The organism is Acinetobacter sp. F-1 (assembly GCF_022869025.1).
Lineage (GTDB): Bacteria > Pseudomonadota > Gammaproteobacteria > Pseudomonadales > Moraxellaceae > Acinetobacter > Acinetobacter pseudolwoffii.
On sequence record NZ_JAJKFX010000001.1, the window covers coordinates 183,000 to 203,226 of the forward strand.

Annotated in this window: 16 protein-coding genes and 6 tRNA genes; 15 read left to right on the forward strand and 7 right to left on the reverse strand. The window is 43.0% G+C overall.

The annotated features are described in order from the left end of the window. Nucleotides 1-46: 46 nt before the first annotated feature. The 3 genes from LOZ91_RS00985 to hemE all read right to left on the reverse strand — a co-directional run bounded on the left by LOZ91_RS00985 (nucleotide 47) and on the right by hemE (nucleotide 2,545). Nucleotides 47-517, reverse strand: coding sequence for a DUF3015 family protein (locus LOZ91_RS00985; protein WP_159138021.1), 471 nt, complete (start codon nucleotides 515-517; stop codon nucleotides 47-49). A gap of 146 nt (nucleotides 518-663) precedes the next feature. Further along, nucleotides 664-1,464, reverse strand: coding sequence for a DUF817 family protein (locus LOZ91_RS00990; protein WP_005096399.1), 801 nt, complete (start codon nucleotides 1,462-1,464; stop codon nucleotides 664-666). Between the two features lie 10 nt (nucleotides 1,465-1,474). Continuing rightward, nucleotides 1,475-2,545, reverse strand: a complete 1,071-nt coding sequence (gene hemE / locus LOZ91_RS00995; protein WP_005096398.1) for a uroporphyrinogen decarboxylase — start codon at nucleotides 2,543-2,545, stop codon at nucleotides 1,475-1,477. 206 nt (nucleotides 2,546-2,751) lie between these two features. Here hemE and LOZ91_RS01000 point away from each other — a divergent pair, with 206 nt between their 5' ends. The 3 genes from LOZ91_RS01000 (at nucleotide 2,752) to LOZ91_RS01010 (ending at nucleotide 6,121) form a co-directional block, all read left to right on the forward strand. Further along, nucleotides 2,752-3,972: a L,D-transpeptidase family protein gene (locus LOZ91_RS01000; protein WP_005171817.1), complete on the forward strand. Its 1,221-nt coding sequence runs from the start codon at nucleotides 2,752-2,754 to the stop codon at nucleotides 3,970-3,972. A gap of 177 nt (nucleotides 3,973-4,149) precedes the next feature. Next, the gene (locus LOZ91_RS01005) at nucleotides 4,150-4,848 is read left to right on the forward strand and encodes a pirin-like bicupin family protein (protein WP_244782514.1); all 699 of its coding nucleotides are present in this window, start codon (nucleotides 4,150-4,152) and stop codon (nucleotides 4,846-4,848) included. Nucleotides 4,849-5,149: 301 nt separating this feature from the next. Then, entirely contained in the window at nucleotides 5,150-6,121 is a 972-nt protein-coding gene (locus LOZ91_RS01010; protein ID WP_244782515.1) for a class I SAM-dependent methyltransferase, read from the forward strand. Between the two features lie 130 nt (nucleotides 6,122-6,251). Here LOZ91_RS01010 and LOZ91_RS01015 read toward each other — a convergent pair. The 3 genes from LOZ91_RS01015 to LOZ91_RS01025 all read right to left on the reverse strand — a co-directional run bounded on the left by LOZ91_RS01015 (nucleotide 6,252) and on the right by LOZ91_RS01025 (nucleotide 8,966). Then, a tRNA-Ser gene (locus LOZ91_RS01015) sits at nucleotides 6,252-6,341 on the reverse strand. A gap of 87 nt (nucleotides 6,342-6,428) precedes the next feature. After that, complete coding sequence (locus tag LOZ91_RS01020) at nucleotides 6,429-8,465, reverse strand: NADPH-dependent 2,4-dienoyl-CoA reductase (RefSeq protein ID WP_244782516.1); 2,037 nt, start codon at nucleotides 8,463-8,465, stop codon at nucleotides 6,429-6,431. A 147-nt stretch (nucleotides 8,466-8,612) separates the two neighbouring features. Beyond that, nucleotides 8,613-8,966, reverse strand: coding sequence for a hypothetical protein (locus tag LOZ91_RS01025; protein ID WP_244782517.1), 354 nt, complete (start codon nucleotides 8,964-8,966; stop codon nucleotides 8,613-8,615). Nucleotides 8,967-9,213: 247 nt separating this feature from the next. Between LOZ91_RS01025 and argG the strand changes: the two genes are divergently transcribed. Further along, nucleotides 9,214-10,554 (forward strand): argininosuccinate synthase, encoded by a 1,341-nt coding sequence (argG, locus tag LOZ91_RS01030; protein WP_100328771.1) that lies wholly within the window; start codon nucleotides 9,214-9,216, stop codon nucleotides 10,552-10,554. A 65-nt stretch (nucleotides 10,555-10,619) separates the two neighbouring features. On the opposite strand, the gene LOZ91_RS01035 is transcribed toward argG, so the two are convergent. Further along, on the reverse strand, nucleotides 10,620-11,900 hold the full coding sequence (locus tag LOZ91_RS01035) for a diguanylate cyclase (RefSeq protein ID WP_244782518.1): 1,281 nt from the start codon (nucleotides 11,898-11,900) through the stop codon (nucleotides 10,620-10,622). Nucleotides 11,901-12,051: 151 nt separating this feature from the next. Here LOZ91_RS01035 and pyrC point away from each other — a divergent pair, with 151 nt between their 5' ends. The 11 genes from pyrC to LOZ91_RS01090 all read left to right on the forward strand — a co-directional run bounded on the left by pyrC (nucleotide 12,052) and on the right by LOZ91_RS01090 (nucleotide 19,974). Then, nucleotides 12,052-13,086, forward strand: a complete 1,035-nt coding sequence (gene pyrC, locus LOZ91_RS01040) for a dihydroorotase (protein ID WP_244782519.1) — start codon at nucleotides 12,052-12,054, stop codon at nucleotides 13,084-13,086. Beyond that, nucleotides 13,071-13,730 carry a ribonuclease T gene (gene rnt / locus LOZ91_RS01045; protein ID WP_244782520.1) on the forward strand — a complete coding sequence of 220 codons (660 nt, stop codon included), beginning with the start codon at nucleotides 13,071-13,073 and terminating at the stop codon, nucleotides 13,728-13,730. The genes pyrC and rnt overlap by 16 nt, the downstream gene beginning before the upstream one ends. Nucleotides 13,731-13,750: 20 nt before the next feature. Then, nucleotides 13,751-13,826, forward strand: a tRNA-Glu gene (locus tag LOZ91_RS01050). A gap of 163 nt (nucleotides 13,827-13,989) precedes the next feature. Continuing rightward, nucleotides 13,990-16,518 (forward strand): TonB-dependent receptor, encoded by a 2,529-nt coding sequence (locus tag LOZ91_RS01055; protein ID WP_244782521.1) that lies wholly within the window; start codon nucleotides 13,990-13,992, stop codon nucleotides 16,516-16,518. Between the two features lie 80 nt (nucleotides 16,519-16,598). Next, complete coding sequence (locus LOZ91_RS01060; RefSeq protein ID WP_167381251.1) at nucleotides 16,599-16,748, forward strand: hypothetical protein; 150 nt, start codon at nucleotides 16,599-16,601, stop codon at nucleotides 16,746-16,748. A gap of 209 nt (nucleotides 16,749-16,957) precedes the next feature. Further along, nucleotides 16,958-17,033, forward strand: a tRNA-Glu gene (locus tag LOZ91_RS01065). Between the two features lie 112 nt (nucleotides 17,034-17,145). Next, on the forward strand, nucleotides 17,146-18,558 hold the full coding sequence (locus tag LOZ91_RS01070) for an amino acid permease (RefSeq protein WP_100355245.1): 1,413 nt from the start codon (nucleotides 17,146-17,148) through the stop codon (nucleotides 18,556-18,558). Between the two features lie 81 nt (nucleotides 18,559-18,639). After that, nucleotides 18,640-19,545: an alpha/beta hydrolase gene (locus LOZ91_RS01075; RefSeq protein WP_244782522.1), complete on the forward strand. Its 906-nt coding sequence runs from the start codon at nucleotides 18,640-18,642 to the stop codon at nucleotides 19,543-19,545. A 131-nt stretch (nucleotides 19,546-19,676) separates the two neighbouring features. Beyond that, a tRNA-Glu gene (locus tag LOZ91_RS01080) sits at nucleotides 19,677-19,752 on the forward strand. 24 nt (nucleotides 19,753-19,776) lie between these two features. Continuing rightward, nucleotides 19,777-19,852 (forward strand) — tRNA-Glu (locus tag LOZ91_RS01085). A gap of 46 nt (nucleotides 19,853-19,898) precedes the next feature. Then, a tRNA-Glu gene (locus LOZ91_RS01090) sits at nucleotides 19,899-19,974 on the forward strand. The last annotated feature ends 253 nt before the right edge of the window (nucleotides 19,975-20,227 follow it).

A 20,227-nucleotide genomic window follows, 5' to 3' on the forward strand; every position in this document is an offset into this window, starting at 1 on the left:
TCATAAGAAAAACCCTGCCAGAGCAGCAGGGTTTTCAAAGTGCGGATCAGATGTAAGATTTCAATACTTCATCTTTGGCCATCACCGTTTGTAATGAGCTTAGAACTTGAAGTGTATTCTGGTTTTGCTCAGAATAAATTTCAGCAAAATTCTGTTTGGAAACACTAAAGAAACGGCCTTTGTCTTCAGATTTAATATTCAGCAGTTCAGCCAGTACATTCAGGCTTTCACCTTCGCCAACTGCCATGTCACGCGCCAGTGCTTCAGCATTTTCATTGGTAAAGGTCACCACTTGAGCAGTCACTGTCCCGCCCTGGCTACAACCTAAAGTACCAAATGTAATCCCAAGCCATTGATTCGTGAAAAGAACGTTGGTGGTACCAGCTAAAAGTTTAGGAATAATACCCGTCTGCCCTGCCCATACCTGGCTTCCGATACCACAGCCGACATCTCGGTCAGCCATCGCCATACTTGAACCAGTCGCTAATACTGCCGCCAGCATAATTTTTTTCAACATACTTATTCTCCAGTTATTCTCATGCAATCTTTGTTATTACTCTCATTATGTAATTTGACTTACACACTCAGCAGAGTAGCGATAAGTCAGGTTTGGCGCAATCGAAAAAATGCATGCTTTACATAAACATAACCTGAATAATTCCATTACTCTTTCAGCGTCCAGTCGCCATGTAAATTGCGCTGCCCTAAAATCTTCAGTACCAAGACCAGACTCAGCAATAACAACAAATACCAGGACCCGAGTTTGCCCCAGCCCACCATATGCCATTGTTCAATCTGACTTGGATAGAGCCAGATCTGATAAAAGGTACTGATGTTCTCGGCAATCCAGATGATAAAGGCCAGCAGCAGCAAGATCGGTAACATTGGCAACTGAAAAGCGTGCTGATTCAACTGAAAACGAATTTTAGTTTTCCAGAACATCAGCACGCTCCAGACAAATAAAAGCATGCGATAGTCAGGAATAAAAAACTTGCTCATAAAGTTGATATAAGACAACACCGCCAGCAGCAACATATGGCGAAAGCCTGGCAACTTTTCAAATGAGACCTGATATAAACGCAAGGAACGCGCAAAAAAACTGCCGACCGCAGAATACATAAAACCGGCAAATAAAGGCACGGTCATAATTTTAAAGATTGCCGGTTGTGGATAATACCAGGAGGCAATCGCAGGATGGGTCAGAAAGATTTCCATCACCATGGCCATGAGATGAAACAGCGCAATCACTTTGGCTTCGGCCCAGGATTCCAGTTTGGTATAAAGCAGCAGCACCTGAATGAGCAGGGCAAAAAATAACAGATAGTCATAACGGTAAAAACCGTAAAACAGATCACTGCCCATGGCAGCAGTGAGTGCAAACGCCAGCAGGAGTAGAATCCCAAATAAGGCAGCCGAAGCTGCCTTATAGGTAAATTCAAACCCTGATTTGAATAGATCGATCAAGGTTTAAATCCTAAAGATATTTAGCACTATACTCATGTACGGTATCAATAAAGGCTTTTGGATTGGCTGGATCGACCCACTGGGTAATGCCGTGGCCGAGGTTTGCTACATAACCGGTTTTTTCACCATTGGCATAAGCATCATCCAGCATGGCTTTGGTCGCCTTAATAATAGTTTCCGATGAACCATATAAGGTCGCAGGGTCGAGGTTACCCTGAAGCGCAGCACGACCCGCAACGGTTTGACGTGCTACATCCAGTGGTGTGGTCCAGTCCAGACCAAAGGCATCTGCGCCTGTAGCGATCATCGGTTCCAACCACTGACCGCCACCTTTGGTAAACAGAATTACTGGAATCTTGCGGCCATCTTTTTCACGGTGCAAGCCAGTAACAATCTTCTTCATATAGTTGAGCGAGAATTCAATATATTCACGATGTGCCAGTGCGCCGCCCCAACTATCAAAAATCTGTACCGCTTGTGCACCTGCATCAATCTGCGCATTCAGATAATCAATCACGGCATCGGCTAGACGTTCCAGCAAAGCATGCAGCACTTCAGGCTGTGCATACATCATATTTTTGGTGAAGCGGAAATCTTTGCTTGAACCGCCTTCTACCATATAAGTCGCCAAGGTCCACGGACTGCCAGAGAAACCGATCAGAGGAACCTGGCCACCCAAGGCTGAACGAATGGTCGACACTGCATTCATCACATAATCCAGATCCGATTTTGCATTAAAGGCTGGCAGATTTGCGACATCCTGCTCGGTACGGACTGTTTTATGAAATTTAGGCCCTTCACCCACTTCAAAATACAATCCTAAACCTAAAGCATCAGGCACTGTCAAAATGTCAGAGAACAAAATCGCGGCGTCCAGATCATAACGGCGTAAAGGCTGTAAGGTCACTTCACAGGCCAGTTCAGTATTTTTGCAAAGAGAAAGGAAATCTCCTGCCTGAGCACGCGTTGCGCGATATTCTGGTAAATAACGGCCCGCCTGACGCATCATCCATACCGGAGTGGCATCTACAGGTTCACGCAACAAGGCGCGCAGAAAACGATCATTTTTTAAGGTCGTCATTTACTTTCCTATCTATCTTTGATATTCGCCATATCATAACAAAAAGGTTGTATTTTTAATAACTTCTGCTGACTTTAAAAACCGATCAGCTTAAGCGGCCAAATGTGATGTTTTACACAAAACAACTACTGCATCTCCACATTTTTTCTGTAATACTTATAGTGTTTTTTCACATTTTTAAAGAAATAATTTTAAGGTTGATTTACATGTTCGTTCGCACAATGCTCGCTGTGAGTTTAGGTTGCATTTTCGCAGGTACTGTTTTTGCTGCGTCTACTGCTGAACAACCATTGAACCCGCAAGTTGTTACCGATGTTTCAGTCCAGGATCCTATTGATCCACTCGCGACTGAAGCTTCAGCCGCCCAAGCACCGGCTGAAGCCAAAATTACGGCGCAAGAACAACAAGACTTAAATCAGGCCTCTGAAGCACTGAATGAGCTACAAGATACCGAAGATCAATCTGCTGATATTGGTGCAGCGCCAAATACCAAGGCCCCGACGAACTCTGCTGCGACCAAAGCTTCGTGGACTTTAGACGGCTTAAACAATGCCCAGTGGTATGAAAACATTGGTGCAGGTCAATTTCCGGTCTACGCACGTGCACATGTCATGCTCAACAATGCTCACGCTTCACCGGGTGCGATTGATGGTACCAGCGGCAAGAACACACTGAAAGCAATTGCGTCTTTCCAGCAAATGAATGGCATCAAGCCAAATGGCGTACTGACGCAGGAAACCTGGGACAAACTGGTGGCACGTCAGGGTTCCAAGCCGACCTTTGTAGAATACACCATCACTGAAAAAGATCTGGCCGGGCCATTTGCCAAATCGATTCCTTCAGATTATGCGCTACAGGCGAAAATGAAAGGTTTGTACTACACCAGCGCATCTGAAATGCTCAGTGAAAAGTTCCATATGGATGAAAACTTCCTGAAGAAGTTGAATCCAGGTGCTAATTTTAACAAAGTCGGCCAAAAGATTCTGGTGACCAATGTTCGTAATGAGCTACCAGAAGGTATTCACTTGATTGTTGCACATAAAGGTGCCAAACAACTGTACTTATTTAACAGTAAAAATCAAATGATCGGCTCATTCCCTGCCAGTATCGGCAATACCAGTACGCCTTCACCAACGGGCACTTATAAAATCACCGGCGTTGCACCAAATCCTTGGTATAGCTACTCGCCAAGTAACTTTGTTCAAGGTAAAAACACCAAACCACTGTCTCTACCACCAGGTCCAAACGGCCCGGTCGGTAATGTTTGGATTGGCCTCAACAAAAAATCATTTGGTATTCACGGCACACCGAATCCGTCCATGATTTCTAAATCCTATTCACACGGTTGTATCCGTCTGACCAACTGGGATGCCAATGATCTTGGCCGTAAAGTCAAATCTGGCGTAACTGTTCGTTTCCTGGAATAATGATCCGTAAAATGCTTTGAATAAAATGGCCCGCTTTTCAGTGGGCTTTTTTATGACTTGATTTTAAGCTGATATATCGTTGCAAAAATGCAATGATATGTCGCCCATTTGAGATTTTTTTGAGCTTAAAACAACAGTATGATGATCTCAAGTTGAAAATAAGATCGAGATGAAATCATGAAGGCTTTTCTACATCCTAGCGAAAATCGTGGTCATGTAAAAATGGGCTGGCTGGAGTCTAAGCACAGCTTCTCATTTGGTAACTGGTATGATCCCAAGTATATGGGGATCAGTGCCTTACGTGTTATTAATGACGATTTAATCGCTGGGCATCAGGGTTTTGGAACCCATCCCCATGACAATATGGAAATCCTGACCTGCGTACTGAAAGGAACCATTACTCATCAGGACAGCATGGGCAATCATGGCGGCATTGCTGCCGGTGAATGGCAGCTCATGAGTGCCGGAACAGGTATTCGTCATAGTGAAATGAATCAGGGTGATGAACAGGTACATTTACTGCAAATCTGGATTATTCCCAATGAACAGGATGCCAAACCGAATTATCAGCAAATTCGCCTGGATCCGCATGAGCAGCCCAACCAGTGGCATTTGATTTGTGGACCGAATGGCAATGCGCCGATGCATATTCGTCAGAATGCTGAAGTCAAAACTGCGGTAATTCAGCAAGGTCAAAGTTTGCAAGTGCAGACCACCCAGCAGATCAATTATATTCATGTAGTTTCTGGCACTGTGCAGATTGCAGAACATAGAGTTGAGGCGGGTGGTGCAATTGCTTTTCTGGATGACTCAGCGATTCAAGCCATCGATGATGCGCAAGTGATCTGGTTTGATTTACCAGAAGTGCCTCACTAAGTTTTAAGGCTCTCACCCATCATGGCTATTAATCACTTTGATGAATAGCCATTTTTTATGAATCGAGAATAAAAGCAGACAGAAGCTTTATCAGAAGATAATTTTTTAAAAACAGCTATAAAAATCACACCAATTCACATCAGTTTTTTACTTAAAATTCTGGCATTTCAGGCGAAGATGAAGCTGATTCATTTCTATTGAATGAACGCATCGCGAATGGCTGATCTGGTCATGGTCTTATATGGGATTCAACGTCTATCCAGCTTTGTATTGATTTTAAATAAACCAAAGAGCAACGCTTATGAACCAGATTTTAGAAATTCAGAATCACCAGCAACATGCTCTGCATTTTTTACTAGCGTTTTTAAAACAACAAAACTATCAGTTCACAGCCATTACCCCGTTGTCGCATCAACGGATTTTAGATCGTAAAAGAAACGAGAAAAATCAGGAAATAACCCTGCAGGATATATTTGGCTGGAATCTGGAATTTAGCAAAACCGATCTTGATCCGGTTCTTTTTTCCTTGCTGGCAAAACAGCAACTTCTACAGGTTCAGGATGAGCAATACACCAGTCTGGTCAGAGTCGCTTCACTGGAAGGTGAACTCTTTATTCACTCTTCCTTTCCGACCACACAACAGGATGCTGTTTTTTTTGGTCCCGATACTTATCGCTTTGTCTATCATCTCAAGCAATATCTAGCCACCGAACCTCGCCCTTTCAAACGGGCTGCTGAAATATGCTGTGGCACCTCTGCTGCTGCCATCAGTATCGCCAAATACTTTCCGGATCATGAGGAAATCTTTGTAGCAGATCTAAACCCCAAAGCCTTGCTCTATAGTCAGCTCAACATTGATTTTTCGGGTTTTGCTTCAATCTCTCCTGTACAGAGCAATTTATTTTCCAATCTTGAAGGTCAGTTTGACCTGTTTTTTGCCAATCCACCTTATTTAATTGATCCTGAGCAACGGCAATATCGACACGGAGGTAATGAGCTCGATGGCAATGAATTATCTTTTAAAATTATAAAACAAGGCCTGCAAAGGCTAAATTCAGGCGGCCGTTTATTTTTATATACCGGCGCTACCATCACACGAAATGGCAATCGATTTTTACAGTATCTGCAAGACCTGATGCAGCAGCATCAAAATATTCACTGGTCTTATGAGGAAATTGATCCGGATATTTTTGGTGAAGAATTAGAGCAACCTGCTTATCAGCATGTGGAAAGAATTGCTCTGGCTCTGATTAAGATTGAAGTATGCAATTGAAGAATATCTGTTTATAAATTATCGACTTTTTAAATATCGAACCTCTTTAAGATCCGTTTATTTTAAATCATTCTGTAAAATTCATCAGCAATAAAAAAACCCCAATCTTTCGATTGGGGTTTTTAAAATTTGGCGGAAGCGGTGAGATTCGAACTCACGGAGGACTCACACCCTCGTCGGTTTTCAAGACCGGTGCATTAAACCGCTCTGCCACGCTTCCATGTGCGCAATAATACGGAGCTTTTACCCGACTGACAAGTGAAAATTACAGTGAAGGTAGCCAACTGCATATAGTTTCATCAAATTCTTACAATTTTGCTGCTAATTCCGCTCCTTCACGAATAGCACGCTTGGCATCTAGTTCAGCTGCCAGTTTTGCACCGCCAATAATATGATACTGCGCCAAGGTATTTTCCCCGGCAATCGGCATTAGGTCTTTCACCGACTCCTGACCTGCACATACCACAATGCTATCCACACGCAATAATTGAGCATGACCATCGACCTCAATCCATAAACCTTCATCGGTAACAGATTTATATTGCACACCGCGCAACATACGCACTGCATGTTTTTTTAACTGGGCACGATGTACCCAGCCTGAAGTCTTGCCCAGTCCTGCACCAAGTGGTGTTTTTTTACGCTGTAACAGATAAATCTCCCGTACCGGAGGTTCTACTTCAGCTCGCTGTAACCCACCTTCAGTCACATAATCTGGATGTGCATCAACACCCCACTCTCGCTTCCATTCATCTACAGGTTGCGGCTGTATTTGATGCGGTGGCTTTAATAAAAACTCGGACACATCAAAACCGATCCCGCCTGCGCCAATGACCGCAACACGATCACCGACAGGTGCGCCACGTAGCACTTCTGCATAAGACAAGACTTGTGGTGCCTGACTGCCTTCGATATTCAAGGCACGTGGCACGACACCTGTAGCCACAATCACTTCATCAAAACCTTCACGCTCCAACTGCTCGCGATTGACTCGGGTATTTAAACGTACATCTACTCCGGTTTTTTCCAGTTGCACCTTAAAATAGCGAATAGTTTCGTGAAATTCTTCTTTCCCCGGAATCACTTTAGCCAAGTTAAACTGCCCGCCTACTTCGTGACTGGCTTCAAATAGCGTCACATCATGGCCACGGCTAGCAGCGATTGTTGCTGCTGATAAACCGGCAACTCCTCCGCCAATCACTGCAATACTTTTTGGTTTTTTGGTTTTGACATAGACCAGTTCAGTTTCATAACCGGCACGCGGATTGACCAGACAGGTTGCCCGCTGGTTTTTAAAGGTATGATCCAGACAGGCCTGATTACAGGCAATACAGGTATTAATTTCATCAACACGATTGGTTGCTGTTTTATTGACCCAGAACGCATCTGCCAAAAGCGGACGTGCCATCTGTACCATATCTGCCTGACCGGAAGCCAGAATCGCTTCGGCAGTGTCTGGCATATTGATGCGGTTAGACGCAATCACTGGCACCGAAACATGTTTTTTGACTTCAGCGGTGTAATCGACAAAAGCTGCTCGCGGCACAGAAGTGACAATAGTCGGAATACGCGCTTCATGCCAGCCAATACCGGTATTAAGTAAAGTAATTCCGGCCTTTTCCAATGCTTTAGCTACGGTAATCACTTCCTGCATAGTATTGCCATCATGCACCAAATCGAGAAGCGACAAACGGAAACAGATAATAAATTTCTCACCAATTTCAGCGCGAATCGCTTTAACAATTTCTACGGCAAAACGCATCCGGTTTTCAATCGGGCCGCCCCAACGGTCAGTACGCTGATTGACATGACGACTTAAAAACTGATTCAGCAAATAGCCTTCAGAACCCATGATTTCCACGCCATCATAGCCGGCTTTTTTGGCAATGCTGGCAGTTTTCACATAATCCTGAATAGTATTCAGGATCTGTTTATCTGACATTTCACGCGGTTTAAAAGGAGAAATTGGCGATTTAATCGGACTGGCTGAAACCACAAAAGGCTGATAGCCATAACGTCCGGCATGCAGAATCTGTAAAAGAATTTTAGCACCATGCTTATGCACTGCATGTGTCACCAGACGATGTGGTGCAATATCGCCCAAGGTATTCATGGTACCGCCTGCCGGCAATAACCAGCCTTGACGGTTAGGTGATATTCCACCCGTAATCAGCAGACCCACGCCACCCTTTGCACGTTCGCCAAAATAAGCTGCCAGTTTAGGATAATTATAAAAACGATCTTCCAGACCAGTATGCATCGATCCCATTACCACCCGGTTTTTAATGGTGGTGAAACCCAGATGAAGTGGTGTTAAAATATTGGCATAGCGCGTCGTAGTCATAACATATCCCTGATTTTTATTTGGCTAATAGCTTAAATCTTATAAAGGTACTTTAACTGATTTTTAGGGGCTTTTTATGACTATCAGGTCTGCATTCTCAGGCACAAATACCAATTGGCATATTCATGTCGAACATTCGCGATTAAATTATTGCTGCCATTGCCTTGCACTGGATTTCCATAATGCAATCGCACCCAATACTGTCCCAATCGGAAAACTGAACAGCATGAGGATTGCCATCACTCTGGATAATGTCCGCCCTGAACCATTCCCCTGCTTCACCTTGAGACAGGCTTGTATATTTAAAACAATCAGTATCAACAAAAGTAGTAGGATCATTCCAAGACTCAGCATGGAAATCGTGGATTGCTGATATTCCAGATATAAAAAAGCAATCGTACTAAAAACCAGCAAACCGGCATAAATCCCATGCAACAGGGCCAGCGTTTCATTCTTGGTTTTGGGATTTAAATTAGGTAATGGTGGAATAGGAGACGCCATGATTTTATTCCTCATTTATCTGATTTTTTAACTTTATGTGCTGAATATAGCGAATTTTTAATTTTTTAGCAGAATTCTGGTCAAAATTGTGCGATTTATGATTATTTAAGTCTATTGAATAGAGATTTTAAAACGAGTTTTTCTTTTCTAAAGCAAACCTAAATAAATTAATGATACAATTGATGCAATATGTATTTTTTCAGGCCACCAATTCTGGCGTGCCTATTTCATATCATTAGGATGAACAATGTCTGATAATGCAACTATCTTGCAGAATGTCCCAGTAGGTAAAAAAGTTGGTATTGCCTTCTCTGGTGGTCTAGATACTTCTGCTGCTCTTTTGTGGATGAAACAAAAAGGCGCTGAACCTTATGCTTACACAGCTAACTTGGGTCAGCCAGACGAAGACGATTACGATGCGATTCCAAAAAAAGCTGAAGCTTATGGCGCAGTAAAAGCACGTTTAATCGACTGCCGTTTACAGCTTGCATTAGAAGGTATTGCAGCAATTCAATGTGGCGCGTTCCACATTTCTACCGGTGGTGTTCCTTACTTCAATACGACCCCGCTTGGTCGTGCAGTTACAGGCACCATGCTGGTTACTGCCATGAAAGAAGATGACGTCAACATCTGGGGTGACGGCTCTACTTATAAAGGTAACGATATTGAGCGTTTCTATCGTTATGGTTTGTTGACCAACCCTGCGCTTAAAATCTATAAGCCTTGGTTAGACCAAACCTTTATAGATGAGCTTGGCGGCCGTGCAGAAATGTCGCAGTTCCTGATCGACAACGGTTTTGACTATAAAATGTCAAAAGAAAAAGCCTACTCAACAGATTCAAACATGTTGGGTGCGACCCATGAAGCCAAAGATCTTGAATACCTGAATGCGGGCATCAAAATCGTGGATCCAATCATGGGCGTTGCCTTCTGGAAAGATGACGTAGAAGTTAAAGCTGAAGAAGTATCGATTACTTTTGAAGAAGGTTTCCCTGTTGCGATCAACGGTCAACGTATCGAAGATCCAGTTGAATTCATTCTTGAAGCAAACCGTATCGGTGGCCGTCATGGTCTAGGTATGTCGGATCAAATCGAAAACCGTATTATCGAAGCAAAATCTCGCGGTATTTATGAAGCTCCGGGTATGGCGCTGCTTCATATTGCTTACGAGCGTCTTGTGACCGGTATTCATAACGAAGATACCATCGAACAATACCGCATCAACGGTTTACGTTTAGGCCGTTTGTTGTACCAAGGCCGTTGGTTCGATTCTCAAGCGCTGATGTTGCGTGAAACTTCACAGCGTTGGGTGGCTAAAGCCGTGACCGGTACTGTGACTTTAGAACTGCGTCGTGGTAATGATTACACCATCATGAACACTGAGTCGCCTAACCTGACCTATGAAGCTGAGCGCTTGACCATGGAGAAAGGTGATTCTATGTTCTCTCCAATGGATCGTATTGGTCAGTTGACCATGCGTAATCTGGACATTACCGATACCCGCGCAAAACTTGGCATCTATACAGAAACTGGTTTGCTTGCAGTGGGTACAGCATCTGCAGTGCCACAACTGAAAGACAAAAACTAAGTTTTGTTTTTGTTAAAAAACCGCTCTTGATGAGCGGTTTTTTTATGGATAGTTGTTCTTGATGTTTAAAGCATCGAGCCATTGGCGGTATCTGAGTTGACGGAACGAAGTGATTGATAATAAATCTGATTGCGCCCAAGCTGCTTGGCACGATACAACGCCTGATCTGCAATTCCCAATAATATATCTTTATCAGTATATGTTTCACCACGATAGACGGTAATGCCTAAACTGATGGTAATATGTTTCGCAACCAAAGATTTTTCATGGGGAATTTCCAGACGGTCAATCGCCTTGAAAATATTTGAAGCTACGGCATAAGCACCATGTGCATCTGTTTCTGGCAATAACACAACAAACTCTTCCCCGCCATAACGCGCCACAAAGTCCATATGACGGATCGCATTCTTGATGGTTCTGGCAATGGTTGAAATAACATCATCGCCTTTCTGATGCCCATAAAAATCATTATAGTTTTTAAAAAAGTCCACATCGATAAACAGAATCGCCAAGGCAGTGTCTTCACGACGGGCCCGTTCAAAATACACTTCAAGCGTTTCATCGAAGGTTCTCCGATTGGAAATCTTGGTCAGTTCATCATACTGGCTTAAATGTAATAATTCAGTGGTATGAATACGCTGGATCTGCTCACTGATTCTGGCCCGGATACTGTATAAAAAAATCACACGCTCACGCGCGAAAATCATATGACTAATTACATAACCCAGTAAGCAACTCCCAATCAGAATTCGCCCAAAAACCAGCGGATTAAAGTCTATGGCCATGATTGATAATACAATAATGGTCGTTGCTGCAGCGACCAGTCCGGTGACCAGCATCTGTACAGGCTTAATACCGGTCAGGATATAACCCAGAATATAAATAATGGTGACGATTGCCATCGACTGATGTTGTAACGCTGGGGTTTTAACCAACATCGTGATACAGGAAATCGACACCAGCATCCAGAATACCAGCAGCATTGAAGCTTGCGGGAAAAAGCGCTTGATCTTGGGTAAACAGGAAAACATATAAAAGATAATTAGTGACACGCCGCCATTGAGCAAGCCCAACATACACAGGACAAAATCATGTACGAAATATTCTTTGCTGATGCTCCAGTAATCTGTGGGAATCATCACCACCAAAAAAAGGAAATAGGCTAGTACTCCAGCCCACACATATTTTTCGACATGTTTGCGGGCGCGTTCCAGATTTTTGGTCCAGAATTCTTGTTCCAGATGTTGAGGGAAGACCGGGCCTACACGCTGACTTTGCCGTGTAATCAGTTGTTCTATGTCTTCTTTATCATCTTGCAATTTCGCTAGATTGTACTTGTATTCCATTGCAAGTATTTATGTAATTTTTTTATTAATTTTAAAATAACATACTTTTTAAAATTAATTTATACATATCCCTTATTTTGTAGCGCTTTCTCGTTACCATTTTTACTATAGATGGATTATCATTTGTTTTATTTGTTCGACTGAATTTGCCTTGAATACGATTACGATTCTCCAGCCAGATGATTGGCACGTTCACCTGCGTGATGGTTTAGCACTTCAACGTACCGTTCCAGATTTAGCCAAGCAGTTTTCTCGCGCCATTTGCATGCCGAATCTGGTGCCACCCGTTAAAACCGTCGAAGAGGCCAATGCCTACCGTGAACGCATCATGGCACATGTGCCTGAAGGGGTAAATTTCGACCCACGTATGGTACTGTATTTCACTGACAACACCCCGGCAAGTGAAGTTAAAAAGATCAAAGAATCTGCGCATGTCAATGCCATCAAGCTCTATCCTGCAGGTGCGACCACCAACTCCGACAGTGGCGTGAGCGACATGAGCAAGGTCTACGGCGTAATTGAACAGCTTGAAGAACATCAGGTGCCTTTATTGCTGCATGGTGAAGTGACGCATAATCACGTCGATATTTTTGACCGTGAAAAGCGTTTTCTGGATGAAGTGCTGGCACCATTACTTAGACAATTTCCCAAGCTGAAACTGGTACTCGAACACATCACTACCAGCGAAGCTGCAAACTTTGTACTTGAGCAAGACCGTAATGTGGCTGCAACCATTACACCACAACATTTATTGTTTAACCGCAATGACATGCTGGTCGGTGGAATCAAGCCGCATTTCTACTGCTTGCCGATTTTAAAACGTCAAACGCATCAGCAAACCTTGTTAGAAGTCGCAACCAGCGGTAATCCTAAATTCTTCTTGGGAACAGATAGCGCGCCGCATTCAAAAAATGCAAAAGAAAATGCGTGTGGCTGTGCAGGATGTTATAGTGCGCCGACTGCTATTGAGCTGTATGCTCAGGCATTTGATCAAGTTAGTAAAATTGAACGCCTGGAAGGTTTTGCCAGCCATTTTGGTGCAGACTTCTATGGCCTGCCACGTAATACCAGCACAATTACCCTGGTTAAAGAAGATCAAGTAATCCCTGAAAGTTTAGACTATCTGGATGGTGAACAGATTATTCCGCTCTATGCGGGTAAAACCATTCAATGGAGAAAAGTGTGACAAATGAAACGCTCCCAATCATTGGTCAACGTTTTCGTGGATTCTTACCTGTAGTTGTCGATGTCGAGACTGCAGGTTTTAATGCACAGACTGATGCATTGCTGGAAATTGCGGCCATTCCGATTGTTTATAATGAAGATGGTCAATTTGTGCCAGGTCAAGCTTACCATGCACATATCAATCCTTTCGAGGGAGCCAACCTCGACCGTCGTTCGCTAGAGTTTATTGGGATCGATCCTTCTAATCCAATGCGAATCGCCATGGCTGAAGATGAGAAAACTGCGCTTAAGCGTATTTTTAAATCTGTGAATGAAGTGCGTCGCCAGCAAAACTGTACCCATGCGGTTTTAGTCGGACACAATGCACATTTCGATTTGGGTTTTCTTCAGGCCGCGATTGCGCGTACCGGCACCAAAAACCAGAACCCGTTCCATAGTTTTTCTGTGTTTGACACGGTGACCTTGAGTGCGGTGATGTTTGGTCAAACCGTACTGGCGAAATCCTGTATTCAGGCCGGGATCGATTTTGATGGCAAAGAAGCTCACTCTGCGTTATATGACACACAGAAGACGGCTGAACTGTTTTGCTATATTTTAAACAAACTCGCGCCTCACCTGCTTGACACTCTGGTGGCGGATCAATAAGATACCGCCATCTTCTAAACGTCCCTATCGTCTAGAGGCCTAGGACATCGCCCTTTCACGGCGGTAACCGGGGTTCGAATCCCCGTAGGGACGCCATCTATTTTCCTCTCTTTTCATATTTTTATTTTTCAGCGACTTAAGCTGCTTAAATCTTAAACATTTAAAACCCAATTAATGCAAATAATTCTCATTACTATTGATTATAGCAATCAAGTTAATGATAATCGCTTTCATTATCTTTCAAAGATTTAACCTTCCCATGCGTTTTGCCTACTCTTCACTTTCACTCGCTATATTGGCAGCTTTATCAACCTCTAGTTTCGCAGAAGAATCCAGTTATCAAGAATCTGTCCCCAATAAGGCAACGCTTAAGTTCAACACGATTATTGTCGAAGCTCAGCAAGGAAATGAAGTTGGGAAAACGGTTTATAGCAAAGAAGATTTAGCAAAAACGCCGAATAGCTCAAAGAATATAACTGATTTTTTAAAGGTGAATCCGAATGTGCAGTTTAGCCAATCACAGTTAGCAGCAGGCTCACAAGGTGAACTTAAACCCTCTGAAATTTCTATCAATGGTGCTCAAACCTTCCAAAATAATTTTATTGTGAATGGCGTATCCAATAACCTATTAATTAACCCTGCTGATGGTCCAAGTAACTACAATACATTTAGCACTGGCTCTCAAGCGATGGCTGTCAATACAGACTTACTGTGTGATTTGGAAGTACTCGACAGCAATGTTTCTGCTGAATATGGTCAGTTTACCGGTGGCGTGGTCAATGCAAAGACCTGTGCACCACAAACTGAAATCGGAAAGATTCATGGTACTGTCACATATGATTACACAGAAAGTGACTGGGCTCGCTTTAATGCTGTTAGCCCATTAGAAGAAGAGCTCTTTGAAGAGCCGACTGAAGCCTATCAAAAGGAATATACCAAACAAGGTTTAAGTGCCAATATTTATGGCAAGCTTTCAGAGCAATGGGGGTTTAATAGTTATGCATCAAAACGTAAATCTATTATTCCTGTAATGAGTGGTTTTGATGACCCGAAAAAAATTGATCAAGAACGCAGTAATACCAACATTGGTTCAACCTTCTTCTATAACCCAAGCGAGACAGTGAAAGCTAAATTTGGATTTGATTATGCTTTACTTGACAGCTTGAATTATGCTGAAAGCCGTCGCAACTCAGCCAGTACGCTTGACACAGAAACGACAACAATGTTTTCAGAGTTAGAACACCACATAGGATCTGTAACATTAACGCATAAACTCAACTTCCAAAGTGCTGATAATGTCCGAAACTCAGAAAACAACTATGGTTTTATTTGGCATTATGCTGAAGGCAGTAAAGATTGGACCGACTCAAAAACCGTATCTGAAGGTACGCTTTTTGGTCAGCTAGAACAAAATCAAACTGCGCTCAACTACGACTTAAAAGCAGCCTTTGATCCATTCAAAATTGGTACGACTCAGCATAAGATTACAGCGGGTACAGGATACACTCATGCAGAAGTGGATTGGAAACGTGCCTCTGATGTATATATGTCAAATGTTTCAGCTGTCAATATGAAAAATTTAGCTAACAATACCTGTTTAGCTGATGATGCTTTATGCGATGCGACACCCACGATTCAAGGTTGGACAGGACAATATGTCGCTGCAGGTTCATTGTATAAAGCTGGACAATTCTCTGCTCAACAAGACCGCTTCAATGCTTTCCTTGAAGACAACATTCAATGGAACGATCAATTATCGACCCGAGTAGGTGCCCGTGCCGACTACGACTCTTTAAGCGGTAATTTCAATATTTCTCCACGTAGTTCCGTGTCTTATAAGCCCTTTGCGAATGACAAACTGCAATTTTTAGCAGGCTGGAATCGTTACTATGGTCAGCAAACATTAGGCACCGAACTCAACGATGGTATTGGTGAGTTGATGTATAAATTCTCACGTGAGAATCCGCAGGCGGACTGGGTCACATCTGCAACGAACTCAGCAAATGCCACACGTCGCTCTGACCTAGACACACCATTTAGTGATGAAACTGTTTTGGGTATCAACACCCAATTACATTCTTGGGATTTAGGTCTTAAGTGGGTGAATCGCAAATACCAAGATGAAATTTCACGTACCCACACCGATATCCCAAAAGATGGTTTCAACTTCTCTTATGAATATAGCAATGATGGTCATGGTGAAGCCGACATCTACACACTCACATTAAAAAATCGTGAAGCTTTGAAATTCGCTAGTACACAGCATTTCATTGCTTTTGGTTTTGACTATAGCGATGTATTCCGCAGTTATACCGATTATACCGACAAATTCATAACCGCAGATCAAGATGAACTCGTGTCCTATAACGGTAAAATTATGCATTGGTCAGAGCGTCCTGCACAAAACTTCAACCAACCATGGACTGCCCGTGTAAATTGGGATATTGCTTTCGATCACGCACCAGTAAAACTTTCAAACTTCTTTAGCTATAAAGACAGTTACGACGATATGATCACAGTGACCAGTAAAGATGACAAAGTAGAATATGAAGGTAATCTTCTTGATACTTATATTGCTTCTGAAATTAAACCTAAATTTATCTGGGATATGCGTACAACTTATGATTGGAAACTTTCAAAAGATTTACATGCAATCTTTGGTTTAACTATTAACAATGTAACTAACCGCACCAACACGTATACCACCAAATCAACAATCGCAAGCAAACCAAGAGTTATGACTGAAATCGGCCGCCAGTTTATCGCCGATGTCACTTTCAAATTCTAAGTTTTATAGAGAGCACTCCGGTGCTCTTTTTAATTTGCTTAGGCTATAATTAATGCAATTTCGTACTTTGTCTATGTGCCATGTTAAAAAAGATCTTACTGGTTTTACTGATTTTAGCTCCTTCACTGCTTTATCTTTATATCGTGAACCGTGAAGAGAAAGTAGAAACACCTGTCGAGCAGACTGCTCCTGCGCATAACTCGACAGAATACCAAACACCCGATCATTAAAATCTGGCTGTTTTAAACTCCTGCCAGCCGCGGGAGTTTCATTTTCCGCCTAAATGACGAGCAAATAAGCCCAATCATTCGATCTATTTAAGCCCTCAATAAAATTAATGCATTACTCCTGTTTAATGTTTGAACTTTTAGCGCTTTTTTATATAAAAGCCTTTTGACAAAAACCAATTGAGTCCTTAATATACGCATCACCTCGCAACGTCCCTATCGTCTAGAGGCCTAGGACATCGCCCTTTCACGGCGGTAACCGGGGTTCGAATCCCCGTAGGGACGCCATCTATCGATCGCATACGATCAAGCCTTATTCAAAATTATTATTAATACATTGCAGATTTGTAGTTTTTCACTACAATAACTCGCTTCATTCTTCTGATTTTTTTCAACTCCTATGCACTCATCTCCGAATGATGCTACGCATCAGGGCAATTCTGCGCCTTTAAAACGCGCTATGAGTACTCGACATCTGGTCATGATTTCGCTTGGTGGCGCAATCGGAACAGGCCTATTTTTAGGGTCGGGTGAAGTCATTGCACAAACGGGGCCTGTAGGTGCCATTATTGCTTATCTCCTGGGCGGCATTATCGCTTACATGGTTATGCTCTGTCTGGGCGAACTTGCTGTTCATATGCCAGAATCTGGTTCATTTGGTGCTTATGCCAAACGTTATATTGGACCGGGTACAGGCTATACCATCACTTGGTTATACTGGCTGACCTGGTCTGTCACTCTGGGAACCGAATTTACTGCAGCCGCCTTGCTGATGCAGGAATGGTTCCCGGATATTTCCATGTGGTTATGGACCATTATTTTTGGTGTCTTTGTATTTAGCTTAAATATGATTTCGACCAAATGGTTTGCCGAATCCGAATTCTGGTTGGCACTGGTGAAAGTAGTCACTGTTGTTGCCTTTATTGTTTTGGGCTTACTGGCCATCTTTGGTGTTTTGGGCTATCAGGGCTACGAAGCTGCGCCTCTATTTACCAACCTGACGGCCCAGGGCTGGTTCCCTGAAGGTCTATTCCCGATTTTTGCGACCATGCTGATCGTGAACTTTGCCTTTTCGGGTACAGAGCTGATTGGTGTTGCGGCGGGTGAAACTGAAGATCCTGCGAAAAATGTCCCTAAAGCCATTAATACTGCAATTTTCCGCTTATTAATTTTCTTTGTGGGTACGATTATCGTGGTGACGGCATTACTTCCGCATCAGGAAGCAGGCTTAGCCGCTGAAGGCGTGAGTAGCAGCCCATTCGTAACCGTATTCCAGCACATTGGTATCCCATATGCTGAAGACATCATCCGCTTTGTCATTATCACTGCGTTGTTATCTGCTGCCAACTCGGGCTTATTTGCTGCTTCTCGTATGATGTGGTCATTGTCATACAGCAAACAGTTACCTGCCGTATTCTCAAGACTGAATGCTCGCGGTGTACCGTATATTGCAGTCATGGTGACTATGCTGGGTGCATTGCCAGGTTTATTATCTGAACAGTTTGCGCCAGAAACGATCTTTACCAACTTGCTGGGCGTTGCAGCGTTTACCATGGTGGTGGTCTGGATGAGTATTTGCTTAAGCCAGTTCAACTTCCGTCGTCAGTGGTATAAACAGGGTCACACGGCCAAAGAACTGGGCTTTGCTGCACCATTGTTCCCGATTGTGCCGATTTTAGGCTTCGTGTTCTGTTTTATTACCTGTGTCAGTATGGTCTTTGATCCATCAATGCGCATCAGCTTCTTTGGCTGTCTGCTGTTTATTGCAGCCTGCTATGCCAGTTATTATGCGTTCTACCATAACAAGTCTTAAGCATCAGCTTTAAAAGAGCGACTTCGGTCGCTCTTTTTTGTCTATACTGATTGTATATTGGGCAGCTTCAATGGTGCGTCGATGAAAATTGTGTTTATTCACGGCATGAACAAGCAACAGTATACGGCGCCTTCATTACGCCAACATTGGCTGCATCTTCTCAAAAGAGGCCTCAGAAATAACCCGCAACAGCAAGCCCGTTTTAGCTATTTAAAACGGCATATCCGTATCCCTTTTTATGGTGATTTACTCTCTCGACATCATTTGCATAATCTACTCAATGCCAGCACCTTAATGCCGCAGCAATGGCCGCATTTCCCTTTTCTACATCCGGCACAGCTGCAACCGGCATCGCCACCAGACCAGTGTACCTATCAAATTTGTGACGTCCCGCAGTCGAATATTGATGATGTCCTGAATTTCAATCAAAAACTAAAGTTCATCACAGCATTAAGCAAAGATATTGCCTTGCGGGATTTTGCGGTACTCATTAATTATTTCCCCAGTTTACACGCCAGTTTTTTGCATAAGTTCCTGCTGGAAACCTATCTTTATTTGGCCAATCCGACTTTTATGCAGGAAGTTCATCGGCGCATTCATCATCAACTGCATAGCAGCAAACCACAGATTCTGGTGGCACATTCGCTGGGTAGCGTGATCGCCTATAATTATTTGCTTCAACATCCAGAACTGAATATCCAGCGTTTTATTACCCTCGGATCACCGCTGGCATTTCGTGTCATTCAGGCGCATCTTCCGCAACCAATGATAAGACCTGCTGCAATTTCAGGCGATTGGATAAATTTCTATTCACATGATGATTTTCTCACCGCATTTCCACTCTCAGCAGCTTCATTTAATTTTCAGCCTGCCATTATCAATCAGGAAATTCGTACCTTTGTACAACGTCCACATGATATTGCGGGCTATTTACAGCATCCCCAAGTGTTAGCTGCCATGCTGGAATTGCTTAAAAATTCAGCTTAATTTAAGTCATTTTCCATTATTTCAACAATATTGTTTTAAATTTATGCACTCAATCCAGAAAATAAAAATTTTTATAGAAATGCGTTTGACACCCCCCTATTTTCACCCTATTATACGCCCACCTCTGAAACGTCCCTATCGTCTAGAGGCCTAGGACATCGCCCTTTCACGGCGGTAACCGGGGTTCGAATCCCCGTAGGGACGCCAATTTTCAGAAGTACATTTTATTAAGTCCCTATCGTCTAGAGGCCTAGGACATCGCCCTTTCACGGCGGTAACCGGGGTTCGAATCCCCGTAGGGACGCCATTACTTCAAGCTAAAAGTAAAGGTTTTAAAATTTATCTTCTGTACTGTCCCTATCGTCTAGAGGCCTAGGACATCGCCCTTTCACGGCGGTAACCGGGGTTCGAATCCCCGTAGGGACGCCATATTCGAGATGGCAACATCTCAACAAAGAAGCCCGAGCATTGCGATTCGGGCTTTTTTGCATTCTGAATATTTAAATATAATTTTTTACCACTCATTAAAATATGCTATTAGTTGCATAGGCTGCCATGTAATTCATATTTTACAATTTGCATTCTTTTAACATTTCTATTCATATAAGTATCCGTTCATTTTCATTTAAAGCAATACACCAATAAATTAGAACAAAAATTCAACATCTAGACGTCAAGTCGC

Coding starts and splice junctions, on each gene's coding strand:
- LOZ91_RS01070 (WP_100355245.1), top strand. CDS start 17,146: ATGCACTCATCTCCGAATGATGCTACGCATCAGGGCAATTCTGCGCCT.
- LOZ91_RS01055 (WP_244782521.1), top strand. CDS start 13,990: ATGCGTTTTGCCTACTCTTCACTTTCACTCGCTATATTGGCAGCTTTA.
- LOZ91_RS00985 (WP_159138021.1), bottom strand. CDS start 517: ATGTTGAAAAAAATTATGCTGGCGGCAGTATTAGCGACTGGTTCAAGT.
- LOZ91_RS01060 (WP_167381251.1), top strand. CDS start 16,599: ATGTTAAAAAAGATCTTACTGGTTTTACTGATTTTAGCTCCTTCACTG.
- LOZ91_RS01035 (WP_244782518.1), bottom strand. CDS start 11,900: ATGGAATACAAGTACAATCTAGCGAAATTGCAAGATGATAAAGAAGAC.
- LOZ91_RS01000 (WP_005171817.1), top strand. CDS start 2,752: ATGTTCGTTCGCACAATGCTCGCTGTGAGTTTAGGTTGCATTTTCGCA.
- LOZ91_RS01010 (WP_244782515.1), top strand. CDS start 5,150: ATGAACCAGATTTTAGAAATTCAGAATCACCAGCAACATGCTCTGCAT.
- LOZ91_RS01020 (WP_244782516.1), bottom strand. CDS start 8,465: ATGACTACGACGCGCTATGCCAATATTTTAACACCACTTCATCTGGGT.
- LOZ91_RS01025 (WP_244782517.1), bottom strand. CDS start 8,966: ATGGCGTCTCCTATTCCACCATTACCTAATTTAAATCCCAAAACCAAG.
- argG (WP_100328771.1), top strand. CDS start 9,214: ATGTCTGATAATGCAACTATCTTGCAGAATGTCCCAGTAGGTAAAAAA.
- rnt (WP_244782520.1), top strand. CDS start 13,071: ATGGAGAAAAGTGTGACAAATGAAACGCTCCCAATCATTGGTCAACGT.
- hemE (WP_005096398.1), bottom strand. CDS start 2,545: ATGACGACCTTAAAAAATGATCGTTTTCTGCGCGCCTTGTTGCGTGAA.
- LOZ91_RS01005 (WP_244782514.1), top strand. CDS start 4,150: ATGAAGGCTTTTCTACATCCTAGCGAAAATCGTGGTCATGTAAAAATG.
- LOZ91_RS01075 (WP_244782522.1), top strand. CDS start 18,640: ATGAAAATTGTGTTTATTCACGGCATGAACAAGCAACAGTATACGGCG.